The following is a 16,100-nucleotide window of genomic DNA, read 5'->3' as shown; positions in this document are numbered from 1 at the left end:
GGTTGTGTCGTAACTTTCTAAATGGCTCTAACTACCTTTTTTTCAAGGGCTTTTCTTATCCGTAATTCGGGTTATATAAGGAAAAATAAGCGTGTAATTAATGCTTATATTTTGCTGTCTGATCTCATTTGAAAGAGTTTACATATCTGTCCAAAAGAAACGATAAATCAGTATGAAGTCGCTGATATTTTACGACTTCATACTAATTGCAGATTAGTCTTCCAAAACTTCTTCTAGCAACTCCTCACTCGGGGCAAAGTAATATGCACCATCCAAGGCGGTGACGAAATGCAATAAACGATCGTGGATGCCATCACCTGAAGTACCAAACATACGTTCTAACATGGCATCAATAATGCTCAAATCTTTGGTATAGGCAATAAAGAATAAACCCTGATCGCCTTTGCCATCACCATAAGGTAAAGAATGGCGCAAAATTTCCATTTCATCGCCTGCATCATCTTCAACGACAGTACGTGAAACGTGCGAATTTTCAGGTTGTACATCTTCATCTAATTCAATCGATTCAAGTTTGGTGCGTCCAATCACGTGTTCTTGGGCATCGACTTTGAGCTTTTTCCATTTTTCTAAATCGTGACAATAGCGCTGTGCAAAAATAAAAGAACCATCGGCAAACACGCCTGCATCTTCCCCTAAAAGTGCAACTTCGGCACGATCATCTGGAAATTGTGGGTTTTCGGTACCATCAATAAATCCCGTCATGTCGCGTCCATCAAAATAACGGAAACAGACCCGTTCATCCAACACTTCAATTTTGTCTTGGATCCCCTCAAAAAAGGCCTGACTGAGCGCAAAGCAAATATCTGAACGGGCACTCGCGAGATGAATAATCACATCGGCAGGCACGACAGGCATTGGGTACGCCCCTTGAATCGGTTGTAATTGTTTAAAACCATCTGGAGATTGCTCATAGAGTTGTGCCCAAAGTTCAGGACCAAAAGCAACGCCAGTTTTAATTTGGGCATGTGGATGTTGGGTAATCAAACGATCCCGTGTGCTAAACAAGTCAGCCAATTTTTCTTTTAACTCAGTAATGCTTAAGTCTTTTAAACGAAGTACAAGAAAGCGAGCATGATCTGAAGGTAGTGGCAAAATTACAGATTGGGCAGTCATGTATAGCTCCTGAAAATTTGTTGTTTTCTATAAAGTTGACTTTATTGTGCCTGATTGTATGTAGGCTTAATAGCCTCAACCCGATTTTTATTCCACGTTTTTAGTCATGAGATTAAGTGAAATATCATATAATGCACTGTCTTGTGAAAAGCGGCGATATATGTCTTATCAAGTTTGGATTGCGTTTATGTTGGCCTGTTGGGTGATTAGTGTTTCACCTGGCGCGGGTGCAATAGCATCTATGTCGAGTGGTTTGAATTATGGTTTTCGACATGGTTATTGGAATGCGATTGGTCTACAACTGGCCTTATTATTGCAAATCGCGATTGTAGCTGCAGGGGCAGGAGTATTATTTGCGACAACGCCTTGGGCATTTCTGATTGTGAAATGGTTTGGTGTGGCGTATTTGTTATATTTGGCGTATTTGCAATGGGCAGCGCCTACACAGTCGATTGAAATTCAGCATGAGCTGACGCGAAAATCTGCTGGAAAATTGGTGATGTACGGATTTCTGGTCAATATGAGCAATCCCAAAGCAATTGTGTTTTTATTGGCAGTTTTACCGCAATTTTTAGATTTATCTAAACCACAATGGACGCAATATGCAATTATGGCGTTGACCATGATTAGTATTGATTTGATTGTGATGGCGGGCTATACGGGCTTGGCTGCTAAAGTTTTACGTTTGTTAAGATCACCGAAGCAGCAAAAAGTCATGAATCGTACTTTTGCTGCATTGTTTGCAGGCGCTGCTTTTTTGTTGAGTTTGGTGCATCAGTAATGCCTTCAATTACACAAAAGTGTATGCTGTAATTATAAAAAATAGATTGTGATATACGTTGAAAATTAAAGGTATTCCGCGAGCACGTTATTGGCAACATTGGTGGATTTGCATGTTGCTTTTGAGTTTTTCAACTTTAATTGCAATTGGATTAGCGATTCACTTTTCAATAGATCGCGTGTTTTGGCCAATTGCTTTGATGGTGCATTTGAGTATCAATTTGATTTTTTCTTTTGTATTTGCCGCTTTGCAAACTTATTTTAAACATACAGTGTGGCAAAGTGTGGTGTTGATTAATATCACAGCTGTGTTGTTGATTGCCATTCATGCAATGTTTTATCTACAAACAATAGATTGGAATGCTGTTTCAGAAGGTCAGCAGCAATTGAGTCTCTTACAGCAAGTGATTCACAGTGATATGGCACTGTGGATAGTGTACATGCTGCCACTTTTGGTCGTAATGCTCATTGCTGCAATAAAAAAATATAGATACTCATGAACGAAAAACTAAGCCATCATTCTGACTTTTTGCACGCTAAAAATTACTGCAAAAATGATCGCCATAGTCATCACAATGCTTAAACCTGTTGAAATGTTTAAGCCTGCACTTGACCATAAACCTACGCTGACTGCAATTTGCGCCACAATAAACGCCCAAATCACCATTTGTTTAGGCGAGTGAGCCAATAAACGTGCGGTTAAGGCAGGAATCACCAACAATGCACCCATCAATAAAGAGCCGACTGCACGTAAAGCCAATACTGTAAATAATGCCAATAACAACATAAAAATCAGACGTTGCCATTGTGCATTCACACCTTCACTGACTGCAATGTCAGGGTCAATTGCAATTTGAATTTGAGCCTGCCAAAACTTATAGAGTACCGCTAAGGCTGCAATAATGACCAAAGCAAATACGGGTAAATCTGCCCATGAAATGGTGAGTAAATCGCCAAATAAATAGCTCAGCAACTCAGGACGCAAACTCGGAATATGTTGAATAAAGAGCAAACCTGAACAGAGCAAGGTCGCAGAGCAGAGCGCCAATAATGCATCATTCGGCAACCGTGGATCATGTAAAATCCACAAAACACCCACCAATAATAATGCCAAGAATGTCACGCCCATCCACAGAGGTAAACTTAACGCGCCTGCAATTGCCACACCCAATAAAGTGCCATGCGCCATCGTATCGGCAAAAAAGGACATGCGTCGCCACAGCATTAAACAGCCAAGTGGGGCGGTCAAAAATACCAATAAACTGCCCATGATCCATGCAGGTAACAGCAATTGTAGCCAATCCATCATGGGTTAAGCTTCCGGTTCAGGGTGAATATGAGGACGTGAATCATGCTGACAAGGCTCGGCATGATCGCCATGGGCGCAGTGTTCATGGTGATGTTGATAAAACACCCGATTGGTTCCAAAAATAGCTTGGTATTCAGGATGTTGCTGTACATTTTCGGGCAAACCGCTACAGCAAATGTGTTTATTTAAACATACCACACGATGCGTACCTTGCATGACCCATTGCAAATCATGCGACACCATCAACACCGCACAGCCATATTTGCTCGGTAAGTTGCGCACATAGTCATACAGTTCAGCTTCGGACTGAATATCTAGTCCTTGCATCGGCTCATCCAGTACCAAAACATCAGGTTGACGTAATAAGGCGCGTGCCAATAGCACCCGTTGCCGCTCACCACCAGACAGTTGTTGTACTTTTGAATCTTGCAGTTTGGCAATGCCAGTATCGCGGATAATTTCTGCTTTAATTGCGTCTGGGCATTTTTCTAAAGCCAGTAAATCTTTCACTCTTAAAGGCAAGCTGTGTGAAGGATTAAACTTTTGCGGCACATAAGAAAAGGTCAATTTGCGAGCATTTACGAGCTTACCTGCATTTGGTTTGACAATGCCAAGCAAGACTTTAATTAGAGTCGATTTTCCTGCGCCATTGGGGCCAATTAGCGTGACAATTTCATGTGCATGCAATTCAAAATCGACATTTTTTAAAATATCGCGCTCATCTATTCGCACCTGAATATTGTGCAAGGCGATGAGCGGTGCAGTGGTTATTTGCTGTTGCACTGCTGACATTTTCCAGAAATCTCAATAATGCTGTGATGCGGGCTAAAGCGGTCAGAGGCTGCCAACTGATCTAATTGCTCTAATAAACCTTGCGCTGAAGCTTCTTTAACGACTTTACATTCAGTACAGATCAAAAAAGCCGCTTGGTGTCCTTCACGTGGATGACAGCAAGGAATATAGGCATTGATTGAAGTCAAACGGTGAATTAGTCCTTTTTCCAGTAAAAAATCCAAAGTACGGTACACCGTTGGCGGTGCTGCAGGACGATCAGACTCACTTTTAATTTTCGCCAATAAATCATAAGCACCCATTGGTGCAGATGCCTTGAGAATGAGTTCCAACACTTCTTTACGTAGCGGTGTTAAACGAGCACCTGTTGCCGCACATAAACTTTCAGCTTCGGCAAGACGTTGATCGACATTGTGATGGTCGTGAACGCCATGTAATGCATTGTGATGCTCGTGCGAACATAAGCTCATAGCCACCCCAGTTGAACTTTAAAAGAAAAACGACAGTAAATCTTAGCATGAAGCGTTATCAGTTTCGATTATACGTAGGTATTTTTATAAATTTGTTATATTATAACGTTTATCGATTTTTCGTGATATGCCGCAATGTTTCGTTTATTTAGTTTCTGTTTCTTAGCGTTATGCAGTACTGTCAGCATGGCGCAGGCTTTGGTGGTGTCTACGCATCCTATCTATTTGATTGCCCAAAAAGTCACGCAAAATATCGAAACACCCACTTTATTACTGGCAGATCAAACAGGGCATGATGTATCGCTCACGCCTGCACATCGTAAAATCATCCAAGATGCGGGTTTAATTATTTGGCTAGGTAAGGCGCATGAAGCACCGCTAGAACGTGTATTACATCAAAATCCTAAAGCGATTGCTTTATTAGATACGGGCATTATGAAAACTTTGCCGCAGCGTTCAGAACGTGGTGCAGCATTAAAAAATACAGTAGACAGCCATGTCTGGCTAGACCCAAACAATGCGGTGCGTATCGGCTTCTTTATTGCCGCGTTACGTTCTCAGCAAATGCCTGAACATCGCGATGGATACTGGAACAACGCACGTGCCTTCGCACAGAGTTTATTCAAAAGTGCAAGTCAATTTCAGACTCAAACTGCAGCACAGCCATATTGGGCCTATCACGATGCCTATCAATACTTAGAACGTGCCTTAAATTTAGAATTTTCAGGGTCGATGACCAACGATCCGCATATTGCGCCAACAGTCGCACAAATTAAATATTTGAACGATCACCGCCCAAATCCAAAAATGTGCCTGCTTGCAGAAGGTCATGCCAGTAAAAATCAGTATATGAAATTGAATCCAATTGTGTTTCAAAAGGTCGATGAAAGCATGCGCGGCGCAGATGATTTTGTGCAAGCGTGGCAGCAATTAGCCAAGCAAACCAAGGCTTGTGTATTAAATGCACGAAAATGATGCGTTTTTTAAGCAAATTTGAAATATGACAATTCCGAGACAAACATGCAAAAAAACACGACTAAGGTCGGGAAACGATTGCATGTTCAGGGGGCTAACTCTATAATGCCTGCGATAAAAAACGATCATCAGTTGAACTTGTCAAGCATTAATGCTGTGAGTGGATAAAAAAATGAGCCGAACTAGTCGCTTGATTGACCGACGATTAGCTAAAGCTTTGGTCTTCTTACAAGCATTCATGATTCCAGTTTCAGCCCTGATAGCGTGGGTCTTGAAAGACTCAACGGCTGCCTTAAGCGCTGCACTTGGTGCTAGTGTTTGTTGGTTGGCAAGTTGTTATTTTTCATGGCAGTCGTTTCGAGCAGCAGGTGCACGAGCGTCCAGACAGGTTCTTTCGAACATGTATAGAGGAATGCTCGGTAAGTTTGCAATCGTGATCGTAGGATTCATTTTAATTTTAAGCAATGTACAGCCGTTATCCCCGGTGGCATTGTTTTGTGGTTTTATGCTCGTTCAAAGCATGTCGTGGGTTGCGCCATTTTGGGTGTCACGATTACAAAAACGAGTCTAAACGCAGCAAAAATTGAAAAGTTTTTCAGGAATAGGCGAGATATCAAGCAGCACGCGATGTTCGTTTGTTCTATTAGTTTTTTTACATTGACCAGGTGTGATTTATGGCTGCTGAAGAACATGCCCTTACTTCGACCGAGTATATCAAGCATCACTTGACCAATATGACCTATGGCAAAATGCCAGACGGTTCATGGAAGTTGGCTGAGTCTGCTGAAGAAGCTCAACAGATGGGGTTCACTGCTATTCACTTGGATTCAATGGGTTGGTCTATCGGACTTGGTCTGATCTTCTGTTTATTGTTCTGGATTGTTGCGAAAGCTGCAAATTCAGGCGTGCCTGGTAAATTCCAGTCAGTAATTGAAGTGATTATCGAGTTTGTGGATTCAAGTGTACGTGATACCTTCCATGGGAAGTCTCGATTAATTGCACCCTTAGCATTAACCATTTTCGTGTGGATTTTCCTCATGAACTTGATGGATTTAATCCCTGTTGACTTTATTCCTTATGTAGCTCAACAGGCGATTGCATCTATGCTGGGTGTGGACCCTCATCAAGTTTACTTTAAAATTGTTCCGACTACAGATCCAAACATTACCTTAGGTATGTCTATTTCTGTATTCTTCTTAATTATTTTCTATAGTATTCGTGAGAAAGGTGTTGGCGGCTTCGTTGGTGAGTTGGCACTTAACCCATTCAACCCAAGTAATCCAGTTGCTAAAGTGCTTTTAATTCCATTCAACTTATTGTTGGAATTGACTACTTTCTTGGCGCGACCAGTTTCATTGGCTCTACGACTGTTCGGTAACATGTATGCGGGTGAGTTAATCTTCATTCTTATCGCGTTATTACCGTTCTGGATCCAGTGGGCATTGTCTGTGCCTTGGGCGATTTTCCACATTTTGATTATTACGCTACAAGCATTCATTTTCATGATGTTGACTATCGTGTACATGAGCATGGCAAGCGAAAAGCATTAATGGTATGGCCTAACTGTCATCGGGCGGTTGGGCACACAATTTTTTAACTTAATTTGGTATAAAACCTAACCTCTGAGGAATTATCATGGAACTCACTTTAGGTCTAGTTGCAATTGCATCTGCTATCTTGATCGCTTTCGGTGCTTTAGGTACTGCGATTGGTTTTGGTCTTTTAGGCGGTCGCTTCCTTGAAGCTGTTGCTCGTCAACCAGAATTGGCTCCACAACTTCAAACTCGTATGTTCTTAATCGCAGGTCTTCTTGATGCTGTGCCTATGATCGGTGTTGGTATTGGCTTGTTCTTCATCTTCGCTAATCCATTTGTAGGTTAATCAGCTTAATTCCGAAATTCACTATTTGAGGAATTTGCAATGAATATCAACCTCACATTGTTTGGCCAAGCGATTGCATTTGCGATTTTCGTCGCATTCTGCATGAAGTTTGTATGGCCACCACTAATCAATGCGATTAGTGAGCGTCAGCGTCGTATTGCTGACGGCTTAAATGCAGCTGAGAAAGCCAAAGCTGATCTTGCCGATGCGCAAGCTCAAGTGAAAGCTGAATTAGATGCAGCTAAAGCACAAGCGGCTCAATTGATCGAACAAGCGAATCGTCGTGCAGCACAATTGGTAGAAGAAGCGCGTACCCAAGCATCTGCTGAAGGTGAGCGTATTCGTCAACAAGCGAAAGAAGCTGTTGATACAGAAATCAATTCTGCTCGCGAAGAATTACGTCAACAAGTAGCTGCGCTTGCAGTAACTGGTGCAGAGAAAATTCTTAGCCAGCAAGTTGACGCAGAAGCTCACAATGCCATGCTGACTCAGCTGGCTGCTAAACTTTAAGAGAGAGGCAGATTATGGCTGAACTCTTGACGTTGGCACGCCCATACGCTAAAGCAGCATTTGCTTACGCTTCTGAGCAAGGTGCAACTGACAATTGGTCAACAGCACTTAACTTGCTCAGTGCTGCGGTGCAAGACGAAGCATTTTCAGCTTACTTAAATCGCCCTGAGCTTACGCCTGCTGAGCAGGTGAGTATTTTTGCCAAAGTTTTAGGTGAAGACCAAACTGCAGCAGTGTCAAACTTTTTGACATTGCTTGCTGAAAACAACCGTTTGGCTTTGCTTCCTGAAATTCAAGCAGAATACGAACAGCTCAAATCACAGAATAACAATACTGTGGATGTTGTGATTGAATCAGCATTCCCATTGACTTCTGTACAAGAACAAATTCTTGCTCAAGCGTTAGAAAAACGTTTAGCTGCGGCAGTAAATGTTTCTGTAGAAGTGAACCCAGCGTTAATTGCGGGTGTAGTTATTCGTGCAGGCGACCAAGTGATAGATGATTCTGCGCTTAACAAGCTTGAAAAAATGCGGACACGTCTTTTAGCTTAATTGCGAAGACTGAACTAATAAAAGATTGAGGTATAGCGCAATGCAACAACTGAATCCATCCGAGATCAGTGCGCTCATTAAACAGCGTATCGGCGATCTGGACACCAGCGCGACCGCTAAAAACGAAGGTACCATTGTTATGGTATCCGACGGTATTGTGCGCATTCACGGCCTTGCTGATGCAATGTACGGTGAAATGATCGAATTCGACGGCGGCTTATTTGGTATGGCACTGAACCTAGAACAGGATTCAGTGGGCGTCGTTGTTTTAGGTAACTACTTAAGCCTTCAAGAAGGTCAAAAAGCACGTTGCACAGGTCGTGTATTAGAAGTTCCGGTTGGTCCAGAACTTTTAGGCCGTGTGGTAGATGCTTTGGGTAACCCAATTGATGGTAAAGGCCCTATTGATGCAAAATTAACTGATGCTGTAGAAAAAGTAGCACCAGGCGTAATTTGGCGTCAATCAGTGGATCAACCTGTTCAAACTGGTTATAAATCAGTTGATACCATGATCCCTGTAGGCCGTGGTCAACGTGAGTTGATCATTGGTGACCGTCAAACTGGTAAAACAGCAATGGCGATCGATGCGATCATCGCTCAGAAAAACTCTGGCATTAAGTGTGTATACGTAGCAATTGGTCAAAAACAATCGACTATCGCAAACGTAGTACGCAAGCTAGAAGAAACTGGCGCTATGGCGTATACAACTGTTGTTGCAGCAGCAGCGGCAGATCCAGCAGCAATGTTGTATCTTGCTCCGTACTCTGGCTGTACAATGGGTGAATACTTCCGTGACCGTGGTGAAGACGCGCTTATCATTTATGATGACTTGTCTAAGCAAGCTGTTGCGTATCGTCAAATTTCATTGCTTTTACGTCGTCCACCAGGTCGTGAAGCGTATCCAGGTGACGTGTTCTATCTACACTCGCGTCTACTTGAGCGTGCTTCTCGTGTATCTGCTGACTATGTTGAGAAATTCACTAACGGTGAAGTTAAAGGTCAAACTGGTTCTTTAACTGCATTGCCGATTATTGAAACTCAAGCAGGTGACGTATCTGCATTCGTACCAACCAACGTAATTTCGATTACAGATGGTCAGATCTTCTTAGAAACATCATTATTCAACGCGGGTATTCGTCCTGCTGTGAACGCGGGTATTTCTGTATCGCGTGTTGGTGGTTCTGCTCAAACTAAGATCATCAAAAAATTGTCTGGTGGTATCCGTACCGCTTTGGCGCAATACCGTGAATTGGCAGCGTTTGCTCAGTTCGCTTCTGACCTTGACGAAGCAACTCGTAAGCAACTTGAACATGGTCAACGTGTAACTGAGTTAATGAAGCAGAAACAATATGCGCCATACTCAATTGCTGACCAAGCTGTTTCAGTTTATGCATCTAACGAAGGCTATATGGCTGACGTAGAAGTGAAGAAAATCGTAGACTTTGATGCTGCGTTAATCTCTTACTTCCGTTCAGAACATGCTGCGTTAATGCAACAAATCGATGAAACTGGTGATTTCAACAAAGACATCGAAGCTGCAATCAAAGCAGGTATTGAAAGCTTTAAAGCGACTCAAACTTACTAATTTAGCATTGGCTAGTTAGGGGTTTGGTTCACGGAATCAACCTTCGGAAGCCTGAAAGGGCTTTCGAATACTAGGTTAAGCGTATGGCAAATTTAAAAGAAATTCGCGCCAAAGTTGCTAGTATCAAGAGCACGCAAAAGATTACTCGCGCGATGCAAATGGTTGCTGCTTCTAAGATGCGTCGTGCGCAAGAGCGCATGGCTCAAGGCCGTCCGTATGCCGAAAATATGCACCGTGTAATTGCTCATTTGGTACAGGCGAACCCTGAATACAAACACCGTTATATGATCGAACGCCCTGTAAAACGCGTGGGTTATATCATTGTGTCTTCAGATCGTGGTTTGGCAGGTGGCTTGAACATTAACTTGTTCAAGAAAGTTGTAAAGCATGTACAGCAACAACAAGAGCAGTCAATTGAAGTTCAGTTTGCTTTAATTGGTCAAAAAGCGGTTTCGTTTTTTAAAAACTACGGCGGTAAAGTGCTTGGTGCAACTACAAACGTAGGTGATGCGCCAAGTCTTGAACAGTTATCTGGTTCTGTGCAAGTGATGTTAGATGCGTACGATAAAGGCGAGTTAGATCGCATTTACCTCGTATCGAATGGCTTTGTAAATGCCATGACTCAAGATCAGAAAATCGAACAACTTGTTCCTTTAGCAGCTGCTGAAGAAAACAAGACTCTTAACCGTCAATACGGTTGGGACTATATCTATGAACCAGAAGCTGAAGAGCTGTTAAATGGTTTATTGGTTCGTTACATCGAGTCTATGGTTTATCAAGGTGTGATTGAAAACATCGCATGTGAACAGTCTGCGCGTATGGTTGCAATGAAAGCTGCAACAGATAACGCAGGTGAACTGATCAAGAGCCTACAACTTATTTATAACAAGCTGCGTCAAGCCGCGATTACTCAGGAAATTTCTGAAATCGTTGGTGGTGCCGCTGCCGTTTAACATTATTAGTTTGAATTGAGGAGACAGCAATGAGTGGCGGTCGTATCATTCAGATCATCGGCGCGGTTATCGACGTCGAGTTTGAACGCAACAGCGTTCCTAAGATCTATGACGCTCTCCAAGTTGACGGTACTGAAACTACATTAGAAGTTCAGCAACAACTTGGTGATGGCGTAGTTCGTACTATTGCAATGGGTTCTACTGAAGGCCTTAAGCGTGGTTTGAACGTAACTAACACTAACGCTCCAATCTCTGTACCAGTAGGTACAGCGACTCTTGGTCGTATCATGGACGTTCTTGGTCGCCCTATCGACGAAGCTGGTCCAGTTGCAACTGAAGAGCGTTTACCAATTCACCGTCAAGCGCCTTCTTATGCAGAACAAGCGGCTTCTACTGACCTTTTAGAAACTGGTATTAAAGTCATTGACTTACTTTGCCCGTTCGCGAAAGGTGGTAAAGTTGGTCTGTTCGGTGGTGCGGGTGTTGGTAAAACCGTAAATATGATGGAGTTGATCAACAACATCGCTAAAGCGCACTCAGGTTTATCTGTATTCGCTGGTGTTGGTGAGCGTACTCGTGAAGGTAACGACTTCTATCACGAAATGAAAGACTCTAACGTTCTTGACAAAGTAGCAATGGTCTACGGTCAGATGAACGAGCCGCCTGGTAACCGTTTACGCGTAGCGTTAACTGGTTTGACTATGGCTGAGTACTTCCGTGATCAAAAAGATGAGAACGGTAAAGGTCGTGACGTATTATTGTTCGTAGACAACATCTACCGTTATACACTAGCAGGTACTGAAGTATCAGCACTTCTAGGTCGTATGCCATCTGCAGTAGGTTATCAGCCTACACTTGCAGAAGAGATGGGTGTTCTTCAAGAACGTATTACTTCAACTAAGTCTGGTTCGATTACATCTATTCAAGCTGTATACGTACCTGCCGATGACTTGACTGACCCATCACCTGCTACAACGTTCGCGCACTTAGACGCAACTGTAGTATTGAGCCGTGATATTGCATCTCAAGGTATTTACCCTGCGATCGATCCACTAGACTCAACTTCACGTCAGTTAGATCCATTAGTTGTTGGTACTGAGCATTACGAAATTGCTCGTTCAGTTCAAAACGTTCTTCAACGTTATAAAGAATTGAAAGACATTATCGCAATTCTTGGTATGGACGAATTGTCAGAAGAAGACAAACTTACTGTATACCGTGCACGTAAGATCCAACGTTTCTTCTCTCAACCGTTCCACGTAGCTGAAGTATTTACTGGCGCGCCTGGTAAACTTGTACCGCTTAAAGATACAATTCGTGGCTTTAAAGGTCTTCTAGCTGGTGAATACGATCATATCCCAGAACAAGCGTTCTATATGGTTGGTGGTATTGACGAAGTGATTGCTAAAGCCGAGAAACTTTAATTAGCAGCTCTAATTTAGGAGATTCTCATGGCGACTATGCAATGTGATGTTGTAAGTGTAAAAGAGTCTTTGTACTCGGGCACTGTGACTATGCTAATTGCAAAAGGTGCTGGCGGTGAACTCGGTATTATGCCGGGTCACGCACCACTGGTAACTTTGCTTCAGCCGGGTGCAATCCGCGTTCTGCTGGAAAATGGTACAGAAGAATTAATCTATGTATCTGGTGGCGTTCTAGAAGTTCAACCGCATGTTGTTACGATTCTTGCAGATACTGCAGTTCGTGCAGAAAACTTAGATGAAGCGGCAATTATTGAAGCGCGTAAACACGCTGAACAATTGTTGGCAAATCAAAAGAGCGATTTGGACTCTGCTGCTGCTTTGGCTGCTTTGGCAGAAACTGCTGCACAGTTGGAAACCATCCGCAAAATCAAAAACCGCGCACTTTAATTGTCGGTTTAAGATTGAAAGAAGCCACTCGAAAGAGTGGCTTTTTTTATACTGTTTATAATTGAAGTCTTATCTTTGCTTAGGATGCCATATTGGTGGTATCAGTAGGTTGATTCGATTCGCCCTGTAAAATCATCCCCGCCAGCTTTAGCATTTCAGCTTGAATACTCCCCATTTGCTGTTCCAGTTTTTTAAAGTCCACTTTGCTTAAATCGATTTGTCCATTTAAAAATGGTGAAGCCAAAACTTGCTGATTGGCAGCCAATAAGTTTTGACGGATGGTATCAATTTCCTGTGTTTTTAAGTCTAGGCTGCTTAGTGTTTGATTGAAGCCTTGTAACTGCTGTTGTAATTGAGTCGCTGCAATTTGTAATTGTTGTGGATCTTGCGCATCTACAGCGGTTTGCAATTCAGACTTGGTTTGATTCAGTTGTTCGACATATTGACCTGCTTTGAGCTGTAGATCAGCCACATCGCGCACAATATAGAACATATTGCCACTGCTTAATGGGGTACTAGTTGTATTTGCAGTGCTATTAGATGATACGTTTAAATCATCTTGATTAGTTGTTTGCGTTTGCGGCGTGTTCATTTGATCACAGGCGCTGAGTAGCAAGGCAGAACTCAATAGTGCAAACGGAAGTAGTGTCTTCGAAGATACATTTTTCATATTCATGTGATTTTTGGTACTCATTGAGAATGAATATAAAACGAAAATATGAATAAAAAACAGATTGTTGCAAAGCAATAACAAATCTTAATTTTTTTGTCTAAATCAAAAAAAATAGGAGTTTTAAAGAAACTCCTATGAATTACACTTCTTTCATAAAAGAAAAATGATCATAAGTAATGCGTCGAATTGATGTCGAATTGATATTGATAGTCCCTTCTCTTGCGCCATATATGGCTCAGGATGAGGAATATATTCCGCAAGAGGATGAGGGAGCTGAATTATTGATTTAAAGAGAATTTATGAAAGAACTCTTTAACTTGCTGAATAAAAAATTATTTAGCCAATTCAGCCTCAATCGCTTCTACAATGCGCGGGTCATCTGCGGTTAAATCTGGGGCAAAACGCGCCACCACTTCACCTTGTTTATTCACCAAAAACTTTTCAAAGTTCCACAATACTTCAGGTGGTTCATTTGGGGTTAAGCCGTAATCAACCAAATCTTTCCACCATGGGCCTTCACCAATACGTTCAGGAATTGCTTGCGTTAAAGCCGTGTAGAGAGGATGTTTTTCTGCACCCACGACTGGAATTTTAGCAAACAATGGAAAACTCACCTGATAATTCAGTGAGCAAAATTCCTGAATTTCTGTATCGCTGCCCGGTTCTTGTGCCAAGAAATCATTCGATGGAAAGGCTAAAATTTCTAAGCCTTGTGCCTGTTTTGCTGCGTAGAGTTGCTGTAAGCCTTCGTATTGCGGGGTTAAGCCACATTTTGATGCCACGTTCACGATCAACAACACTTTTCCTGCATATTGATTTAATGTGGTTTCCGTACCCTGATTGGTTTTTACTGCAATGTCATAAACTGAAGTGCGCATAGTTGCTTCCTAGAATCTGTATTTTACCGCTACTGTTGTAACTGTAATTTTTGGGTACAGCAAGTTTTATAGCAAAGAAATTTACGACACTGATGGAATCCCGCATAGCCGTGATATTGCGCAGAAAAATGTAATTCGTATCTGCATTTTATTTTATTGATGGATAAATCGAGCGAAAAGTGCCATAAATAGACACTGGGTTTTTAGCACTTTGCATCACAAGTCAGTTATAGAAAAGGGTTTCACAGCAGGTATGCTGTTTGGTACAACAAGGATGATGAATACATGATACGGTCAGATAAAGGCGTATTTTGGGCAATTTTATTGCCATTGATTGCGGTATTGATTTGGTCTTTAAATATTGCAGTAACGAGGTATGTGGCGGAGTATATTTCACCCGTCAGTATCAGTTTTTATCGCTGGTTGATTGCTTTTCTGATTTTAACCCCGTGGATATTGCCCAAAGTTTGGCAGCAGCGTGAGTTGATTCGTCCACATTTGAAACAGTTGGCAGTGCTTAGTGCTTTTGGTTTGGTGCTGTATCAAGGTCTAAGCTATACCGCAGCCAATTACACCACTGCAACCAATATGGGCATTATTAATGCGTTTATTCCCATGTTTACGGTTTTGGTTTCATTGCTGATCTTAAAAGACATTCCGACACGATTTGCGGTTTTGGGCTGCATTATTTCATTTTCGGGTTTGTTGTATGTGATTGCACAAGGAGATTTGCGTCAACTCAGTCAGCTGACAGGACATGCGGGCGATATGCTCATGGTTTTGGCGGTATTTTTTTACGCCTTTTATGGGGTGTTTTTAAAGAAATGGAATTTAAAATTGCCGCTCATGCTGAGTCTTTATGTGCAAATTATATTCGCCTTACTTTACCATCTGCCATTTATTTTGTGGTTCGGCTTGGATCATTTAAATAGCCAAAATGGTTTAAGTGTGCTGTATGCAGGTATATTTCCTTCAATTATTGCACCTTTGGTATGGATGTTGGCCGTTCAATATTTAGGGCCAAATCGCACCAGTATTTTTATGAATTTGATGCCTGTTTTCACGGCTATCATTGCATATTTTTGGTTGGCAGAAGTGTGGGGGAGTTATCACAGTATCGGTGGATTGATTATTTTAACGGGTATTGTGTTGGCACAAATGAAAGCACGCGTACACATTCAAGCAAAAAGTTGAGTTTAATTGGTGTTTTTTTGATCACATAAAGGTGTATTTAAAATGCCTTTTATTCAAAATTTATACAGTATTGAGTGTTATGAATTATGACAGTTTTTTTAATTTTTCTAAAATAATTGTAAAAATAGTAAGATAATTTAAATTGTTAAGAAAAAAAGATGAATCTTTCATTGAATATTTGTCTTGGATTAATAGGAAAAATCTATTTGTATAGTCGACTAAATTACTCCATAATTCACGTACCGAAAATGATCCACTGTATTCAATAATCAGTGAAATATCATTTGCAGCAAGATTTTCAAACCCTCTGGATGTGCTTTTATACACATCCTTTTTATGCTCAACCATCCCTATATGGTTGAGCTTTTTTTTATCCACTGGAGCGTAAAACCTCGTGGTTCAGCACGAGGATATAAGCGACTGGAGTAAACCATATGAACGACACGAAATGTCGTTTTAAATACTTGTACTATAGTCACTATTAAGAAAAATACTGTTAAAATAATTGGATGAAGACACTCAAATTACGCATAAAAGACAAACA

General features: G+C 41.6%; 20 protein-coding genes. 13 read left to right on the top strand and 7 right to left on the bottom strand.

Features of this window, described 5'->3' with window-relative positions:
• Window positions 1-213 precede the first annotated feature (213 nt).
• Window positions 214-1,134 (bottom strand): Dyp-type peroxidase, encoded by a 921-nt coding sequence (locus CF596_RS13220; protein ID WP_096902739.1) that lies wholly within the window; start codon window positions 1,132-1,134, stop codon window positions 214-216.
• A 160-nt stretch (window positions 1,135-1,294) separates the two neighbouring features.
• Here CF596_RS13220 and CF596_RS13215 point away from each other — a divergent pair, with 160 nt between their 5' ends.
• Together CF596_RS13215 and CF596_RS13210 are read left to right on the top strand one after the other, a co-directional pair.
• On the top strand, window positions 1,295-1,915 hold the full coding sequence (locus CF596_RS13215) for a LysE family transporter (RefSeq protein WP_096902738.1): 621 nt from the start codon (window positions 1,295-1,297) through the stop codon (window positions 1,913-1,915).
• A gap of 58 nt (window positions 1,916-1,973) precedes the next feature.
• Window positions 1,974-2,414: a hypothetical protein gene (locus CF596_RS13210; protein WP_143228693.1), complete on the top strand. Its 441-nt coding sequence runs from the start codon at window positions 1,974-1,976 to the stop codon at window positions 2,412-2,414.
• 8 nt (window positions 2,415-2,422) lie between these two features.
• On the opposite strand, the gene znuB is transcribed toward CF596_RS13210, so the two are convergent.
• Genes znuB through CF596_RS13195 form a run of 3 tightly spaced genes read right to left on the bottom strand, consistent with a single transcriptional unit; the run spans window position 2,423 to window position 4,485 of the window.
• On the bottom strand, window positions 2,423-3,223 hold the full coding sequence (gene znuB, locus CF596_RS13205) for a zinc ABC transporter permease subunit ZnuB (RefSeq protein WP_096902736.1): 801 nt from the start codon (window positions 3,221-3,223) through the stop codon (window positions 2,423-2,425).
• A gap of 3 nt (window positions 3,224-3,226) precedes the next feature.
• Window positions 3,227-4,015, bottom strand: coding sequence for a zinc ABC transporter ATP-binding protein ZnuC (znuC, locus tag CF596_RS13200; RefSeq protein WP_004970152.1), 789 nt, complete (start codon window positions 4,013-4,015; stop codon window positions 3,227-3,229).
• Window positions 3,991-4,485: a transcriptional repressor gene (locus CF596_RS13195; protein ID WP_004970151.1), complete on the bottom strand. Its 495-nt coding sequence runs from the start codon at window positions 4,483-4,485 to the stop codon at window positions 3,991-3,993. The genes znuC and CF596_RS13195 overlap by 25 nt, the downstream gene beginning before the upstream one ends.
• A gap of 135 nt (window positions 4,486-4,620) precedes the next feature.
• On the opposite strand from CF596_RS13195, the gene CF596_RS13190 reads away from it, so the two are divergent.
• From CF596_RS13190 to CF596_RS13145, 10 genes are all read left to right on the top strand, one after another.
• Window positions 4,621-5,460 (top strand): zinc ABC transporter substrate-binding protein, encoded by an 840-nt coding sequence (locus tag CF596_RS13190; RefSeq protein WP_096902735.1) that lies wholly within the window; start codon window positions 4,621-4,623, stop codon window positions 5,458-5,460.
• A 172-nt stretch (window positions 5,461-5,632) separates the two neighbouring features.
• Entirely contained in the window at window positions 5,633-6,031 is a 399-nt protein-coding gene (locus tag CF596_RS13185) for an ATP synthase subunit I (protein ID WP_004970147.1), read from the top strand.
• Window positions 6,032-6,134: 103 nt separating this feature from the next.
• A complete protein-coding gene (atpB, locus tag CF596_RS13180) occupies window positions 6,135-7,010 on the top strand; it encodes a F0F1 ATP synthase subunit A (protein WP_004970145.1) in 876 nt (291 codons plus the stop codon).
• 85 nt (window positions 7,011-7,095) lie between these two features.
• Entirely contained in the window at window positions 7,096-7,341 is a 246-nt protein-coding gene (gene atpE / locus CF596_RS13175) for a F0F1 ATP synthase subunit C (RefSeq protein ID WP_000424060.1), read from the top strand.
• A 39-nt stretch (window positions 7,342-7,380) separates the two neighbouring features.
• A complete protein-coding gene (locus CF596_RS13170) occupies window positions 7,381-7,851 on the top strand; it encodes a F0F1 ATP synthase subunit B (RefSeq protein WP_004970142.1) in 471 nt (156 codons plus the stop codon).
• Between the two features lie 14 nt (window positions 7,852-7,865).
• Window positions 7,866-8,402, top strand: a complete 537-nt coding sequence (locus CF596_RS13165) for a F0F1 ATP synthase subunit delta (protein WP_096902734.1) — start codon at window positions 7,866-7,868, stop codon at window positions 8,400-8,402.
• Window positions 8,403-8,442: 40 nt separating this feature from the next.
• Window positions 8,443-9,987 (top strand): F0F1 ATP synthase subunit alpha, encoded by a 1,545-nt coding sequence (gene atpA, locus CF596_RS13160; RefSeq protein WP_019837172.1) that lies wholly within the window; start codon window positions 8,443-8,445, stop codon window positions 9,985-9,987.
• A gap of 83 nt (window positions 9,988-10,070) precedes the next feature.
• Window positions 10,071-10,940, top strand: coding sequence for a F0F1 ATP synthase subunit gamma (atpG, locus tag CF596_RS13155; protein ID WP_096902733.1), 870 nt, complete (start codon window positions 10,071-10,073; stop codon window positions 10,938-10,940).
• 29 nt (window positions 10,941-10,969) lie between these two features.
• Window positions 10,970-12,364: a F0F1 ATP synthase subunit beta gene (atpD, locus tag CF596_RS13150; protein WP_004970134.1), complete on the top strand. Its 1,395-nt coding sequence runs from the start codon at window positions 10,970-10,972 to the stop codon at window positions 12,362-12,364.
• A 27-nt stretch (window positions 12,365-12,391) separates the two neighbouring features.
• Window positions 12,392-12,811, top strand: a complete 420-nt coding sequence (locus CF596_RS13145) for a F0F1 ATP synthase subunit epsilon (protein WP_004970132.1) — start codon at window positions 12,392-12,394, stop codon at window positions 12,809-12,811.
• Between the two features lie 79 nt (window positions 12,812-12,890).
• Here the strand turns inward: CF596_RS13145 and CF596_RS13140 are convergent, their stop codons facing one another.
• Both CF596_RS13140 and CF596_RS13135 read right to left on the bottom strand, forming a co-directional pair.
• Window positions 12,891-13,481, bottom strand: a complete 591-nt coding sequence (locus CF596_RS13140; RefSeq protein WP_096902740.1) for a hypothetical protein — start codon at window positions 13,479-13,481, stop codon at window positions 12,891-12,893.
• Window positions 13,482-13,816: 335 nt separating this feature from the next.
• Window positions 13,817-14,362 carry a glutathione peroxidase gene (locus tag CF596_RS13135; protein WP_004970127.1) on the bottom strand — a complete coding sequence of 182 codons (546 nt, stop codon included), beginning with the start codon at window positions 14,360-14,362 and terminating at the stop codon, window positions 13,817-13,819.
• 285 nt (window positions 14,363-14,647) lie between these two features.
• On the opposite strand from CF596_RS13135, the gene CF596_RS13130 reads away from it, so the two are divergent.
• Window positions 14,648-15,556 carry a DMT family transporter gene (locus CF596_RS13130; protein ID WP_096902732.1) on the top strand — a complete coding sequence of 303 codons (909 nt, stop codon included), beginning with the start codon at window positions 14,648-14,650 and terminating at the stop codon, window positions 15,554-15,556.
• Between the two features lie 84 nt (window positions 15,557-15,640).
• On the opposite strand, the gene CF596_RS13125 is transcribed toward CF596_RS13130, so the two are convergent.
• Entirely contained in the window at window positions 15,641-15,934 is a 294-nt protein-coding gene (locus CF596_RS13125) for a hypothetical protein (RefSeq protein WP_004970123.1), read from the bottom strand.
• Between the last annotated feature and the right edge of the window lie 166 nt (window positions 15,935-16,100).

The organism is Acinetobacter sp. YT-02 (assembly GCF_002412355.1).
Taxonomy (GTDB): domain Bacteria; phylum Pseudomonadota; class Gammaproteobacteria; order Pseudomonadales; family Moraxellaceae; genus Acinetobacter; species Acinetobacter towneri.
Note: the sequence above shows the minus strand (reverse complement) of the source record. Positions and strands in the feature narration are given on the sequence as shown.

Bases quoted from the DNA above. Each gene is read 5' to 3' on its own strand.
- CF596_RS13220 (WP_096902739.1), bottom strand. From the start codon at position 1,134: ATGACTGCCCAATCTGTAATTTTGCCACTACCTTCAGATCATGCTCGC.
- CF596_RS13215 (WP_096902738.1), top strand. From the start codon at position 1,295: ATGTCTTATCAAGTTTGGATTGCGTTTATGTTGGCCTGTTGGGTGATT.
- znuB (WP_096902736.1), bottom strand. From the start codon at position 3,223: ATGATGGATTGGCTACAATTGCTGTTACCTGCATGGATCATGGGCAGT.
- znuC (WP_004970152.1), bottom strand. From the start codon at position 4,015: ATGTCAGCAGTGCAACAGCAAATAACCACTGCACCGCTCATCGCCTTG.
- CF596_RS13195 (WP_004970151.1), bottom strand. From the start codon at position 4,485: ATGAGCTTATGTTCGCACGAGCATCACAATGCATTACATGGCGTTCAC.
- CF596_RS13190 (WP_096902735.1), top strand. From the start codon at position 4,621: ATGTTTCGTTTATTTAGTTTCTGTTTCTTAGCGTTATGCAGTACTGTC.
- CF596_RS13185 (WP_004970147.1), top strand. From the start codon at position 5,633: ATGAGCCGAACTAGTCGCTTGATTGACCGACGATTAGCTAAAGCTTTG.
- atpB (WP_004970145.1), top strand. From the start codon at position 6,135: ATGGCTGCTGAAGAACATGCCCTTACTTCGACCGAGTATATCAAGCAT.
- atpE (WP_000424060.1), top strand. From the start codon at position 7,096: ATGGAACTCACTTTAGGTCTAGTTGCAATTGCATCTGCTATCTTGATC.
- CF596_RS13170 (WP_004970142.1), top strand. From the start codon at position 7,381: ATGAATATCAACCTCACATTGTTTGGCCAAGCGATTGCATTTGCGATT.
- CF596_RS13165 (WP_096902734.1), top strand. From the start codon at position 7,866: ATGGCTGAACTCTTGACGTTGGCACGCCCATACGCTAAAGCAGCATTT.
- atpA (WP_019837172.1), top strand. From the start codon at position 8,443: ATGCAACAACTGAATCCATCCGAGATCAGTGCGCTCATTAAACAGCGT.
- atpG (WP_096902733.1), top strand. From the start codon at position 10,071: ATGGCAAATTTAAAAGAAATTCGCGCCAAAGTTGCTAGTATCAAGAGC.
- atpD (WP_004970134.1), top strand. From the start codon at position 10,970: ATGAGTGGCGGTCGTATCATTCAGATCATCGGCGCGGTTATCGACGTC.
- CF596_RS13145 (WP_004970132.1), top strand. From the start codon at position 12,392: ATGGCGACTATGCAATGTGATGTTGTAAGTGTAAAAGAGTCTTTGTAC.
- CF596_RS13140 (WP_096902740.1), bottom strand. From the start codon at position 13,481: ATGAAAAATGTATCTTCGAAGACACTACTTCCGTTTGCACTATTGAGT.
- CF596_RS13135 (WP_004970127.1), bottom strand. From the start codon at position 14,362: ATGCGCACTTCAGTTTATGACATTGCAGTAAAAACCAATCAGGGTACG.
- CF596_RS13130 (WP_096902732.1), top strand. From the start codon at position 14,648: ATGATACGGTCAGATAAAGGCGTATTTTGGGCAATTTTATTGCCATTG.